Here is a 3241-nt window from a genome sequence, read left to right as displayed (position 1 = left end):
AGCGGTGGTGGCACCACCGCTGCAAGCCCGACCCGGCGCGCGGGTTCGGGCTCGGCCTTGGCGAAGGCGCGCAGGTTCTTGATGATGCGCCCCATGCGGTTCGCCATGTCCGAGATCCGCCCGAGGTTCTCGGCCGCCCGGTCCTGCCGCCCGCGCTCGAGGAAGGCGGTACCATTCTCGGCGAAGCTGCGGATCGCCATCAGCGGCTGGTTCAGCTCGTGGCTGATGCCCGCGCTCATCTTGCCGAGCGCCGAGAGCTTGGAGGCCTGCACCAGCTCGGCCTGCGCGCGCTTGAGCGCCGCCTCGGCCTCTTCACGCTCCGAGACCTCGCGGCGCAGCGCGAGGTTGCTCTGCTGCAACGCCCGGGTGCGGGCCGAGACGCGTTCCTCGAGCACGGCGTTGGCCTCGGCCAGCGCCCGGCGCCGTTCAAGCGCCAGCCACAGCAGCGAGCCGAAGAACAGCATCATCGTCGCCACCACCGCCGCCTGGAGCCCCGCCAGCCGGATCGCCGGGGCCACGTCCACCAGCAGCACCCCAGTCATGCCGATCACCGGCAGATCCGCCTGCAGCCGCAGGGCGCGGTGCGGGACATAGGACGAGAAGCGCTGCACCCAGACCGTGTGTCCACCGGGATAGCGCAGCAGCAGCGGCTTCTCGGTGCCGTCGCTGGTGACCACCTTGTCACCCTCGCGCCGCCAGTGCAGCAGCTCCGAGCGGTTGGTGGCGATGACCTCGCCCGCCGCATCGGTGAAGAACACCGCCGGCAGCGAGCCGCGCCAGACCTGTTCCAGCCGCGCGAGGTCCACCGCCACGATCAGCGCCCCGCGCACGGTCCCGTCGGGGCCGAAGGAGGGCGCGGCGAACCAGAAGGCGCGCTCGATGTCCTCGGGACCCGCACCGTGCGCGATGCCGAGCGCCCCGTGGAGCGCGCGCCGGAACGGGTCGCCCGCCAGCAAACGTTCGGGCAGCCCCGGCGCCGATTGCGCCATGACCCGGCCCTCGGCATCGGCATAGACCGCGAGTGCCGCGCCGGATCGGTCGGCGGCGCGCAGCAGCATCTTCTCGGCCGCCGCCCGCGACCCACCGTAATGCAGTGCCACCAGCGACGGGTGATCGGCGGTCAGCACCGCGAATTCCCGGAACCGCTGAAGCTGGGTGACGAGGCGGTCAGAGGCGAGCTCGAGGTCGCTCTCGCCGCGCGCCGCCACCGGATCGAGCGCCTGCAGGTAGGCCGAGCGCCAGACCACCGCCGACAACACGGCGGTGACAAGCAGCGCGAGCGCCACGATCAGGGCGCGGTGGGCGGAAAATCCGGGCTTCATGACAGAGACATAGCAATCCGCGCCTTGCACGGGAAGCGGCTCAGAGGCAGGGTCGCCGCCATGATGCGCCTCAGCCAGTCCCCGACCGACCCCGCTTTCGTGCAGGACCCCTACCCGTTCTACGACCGGCTCAGGGCCGCTGGCGATCTTGCCCACTGGAACGACTACGGGCTGATCTGCGCCAGTTCACACCGCGCCGTGCAGGCGCTGCTGCGCGACCGCCGCTTCGGGCGCGAGATCCCAGCCGAGATGGCGCAGCCGGTGCCCGAACACCTCGCGCCCTTCTATGCCATCGAGGCGCATTCCATGCTCGAGCTGGAGCCGCCGCGCCATACCCGCCTGCGCGGTCTGGTGCTGCGCGCCTTCACCTCGCGCCGCATCGCCGGGCTCGGCCCCGAGATCGCGACGCTGGCGCATGGGCTCATCGACGCCTTTCCCGAGGGGCCGTTCGACCTGCTCCCCGCCTTCTGCCAGCCGATCCCGGTGATCGTCATCGCGCGGCTGCTCGGGGTGCCGGACAGCCTCGCGCCGCAGCTTCTCGACTGGTCGAACGCCATGGTGGCGATGTACCAGGCGCGCCGCACCCGGGCCATCGAGGACGCCGCCGCCGCGGCTGCGGCCGAGTTCTCGTCTTTCCTCCGCGACTACATCGGCGACCGTCGCAAGGCGCCCCGCGACGACCTGCTGTCGCAGCTCATCGCCGCCGAAGAGTCGGGCGACCGGCTTTCCACCGACGAACTCATCGCGACCTGCATCCTGCTGCTCAACGCCGGTCACGAGGCGACGGTGCACACCTTCGGCAACGGCATCAAGACGCTGCTCGAGACCGGCCACGGCATCACCGCGGACAATGCGGCACCTGTCGCCGAGGAGCTCCTGCGCCACGATCCGCCGCTGCATCTCTTCACCCGCTACGCCTATGTGGAGGCGGAGGTCTTCGGCCATGTCTTCCAGCGTGGCGAGCGCGTGGCACTGCTGCTCGGCGCGGCGGGGCGCGACCCGGAGGTCTATGCCGACCCCGCACGGTTCGACCCCGCGCGCGAGGCTCCGGTTGGCCGAGGCCCCGCGCTACGCCGACCTTTACCATTTCCACGGGCTCGAGCGGCTCACGGTCGAGACCTGAACGCCGCGCCCGCGTAAGCGCTCAGAGCGGCAGCGCGGTGGTGTTCTTGATCTCTTCCATCGACAGCAGCGCCGTCACGTTGTGAACCTTCACCTCGGAAATGAGCGCCTGGTAGAACACGTCATAGGCGCGCGCGTTCTGCACCCGGACCTTGAGGATGTAATCGATGTCGCCCGCCAGCCGGTGCGCCTCCATCACCTCGGGGCGCGAGCGAACCGCGTGCAGGAAGCGGCCCTGCCAGTCGGCATCGTGCTCGGAGGTGCGGATCAGCACGAAGAAACAGGCCTCGAAGCCCAGCTTGTCGGGATCGGCCACGACCACCTGCGGACCGATGACGCCGGCCTCGCGCAGCTTCCGAATCCGGTTCCACACCGGCGTCTTGGACGAGCCCACCGCCCGGGCGATCTCGTCCAGTGAGCGGCCCGCGTCTTCCTGCAGTTCGCGGAGGATTTTCCGGTCGGTCGCATCGAGCTGCATGGGTTTTCCTCTTTCTGCACCATAGCGGGACACATTTTCATATCATGGCAGTGATGCGAGAAAAAGTTCTTAGTGAACACCCCTATCTAGCGCGAAACCGGAACAATGTCCTATATTTGGCAGAACTTCAGGCACCAACCCGGATCCGCTTCATGGCACCCAGCAAGACCCTTCTTCCCCAAGGCCACGTGGCCTTTGTCGGCGCAGGCCCCGGTGATCCCGAGCTGCTGACGATCCGCGCGCTGCGCCTGATCGAGGCCGCCGAGGTCATCCTGCACGACCAGCTCGTGCCAGCGGAGATCCTTGCACTGGCTGCGCC

The 3241-nt window shown here is 69.2% G+C and carries 3 protein-coding genes and 1 pseudogene; 2 read left to right on the top strand and 2 right to left on the bottom strand.

Features of this window, described 5'->3' with window-relative positions; translation table 11 throughout:
- Window positions 1-1322: histidine kinase dimerization/phospho-acceptor domain-containing protein (locus tag HC022_RS22145; RefSeq protein WP_167453845.1), on the bottom strand; the 1322-nt coding region annotated here is incomplete at its 3' end.
- A gap of 60 nt (window positions 1323-1382) precedes the next feature.
- On the opposite strand from HC022_RS22145, the pseudogene HC022_RS22140 reads away from it, so the two are divergent.
- A pseudogene (locus HC022_RS22140) lies at window positions 1383-2445 on the top strand (cytochrome P450).
- A gap of 21 nt (window positions 2446-2466) precedes the next feature.
- Here HC022_RS22140 and HC022_RS22135 read toward each other — a convergent pair.
- Window positions 2467-2922, bottom strand: a complete 456-nt coding sequence (locus HC022_RS22135; RefSeq protein ID WP_008885206.1) for an Lrp/AsnC family transcriptional regulator — start codon at window positions 2920-2922, stop codon at window positions 2467-2469.
- A gap of 44 nt (window positions 2923-2966) precedes the next feature.
- Here HC022_RS22135 and HC022_RS29920 point away from each other — a divergent pair.
- Window positions 2967-3241 (top strand): SAM-dependent methyltransferase (locus HC022_RS29920; protein ID WP_368484719.1); only part of this gene is annotated, 275 nt, incomplete at its 3' end.

This window comes from Salipiger sp. HF18 (genome assembly GCF_011806505.1).
GTDB classification, from domain to species: Bacteria; Pseudomonadota; Alphaproteobacteria; order Rhodobacterales; family Rhodobacteraceae; genus Salipiger; species Salipiger thiooxidans.
Note: the sequence above shows the minus strand (reverse complement) of the source record. Positions and strands in the feature narration are given on the sequence as shown.

What these genes read in the sequence shown, in the direction of transcription:
- HC022_RS22135 (WP_008885206.1), bottom strand. Translation starts at nt 2,922, where the DNA reads ATGCAGCTCGATGCGACCGACCGGAAAATCCTCCGCGAACTGCAGGAA.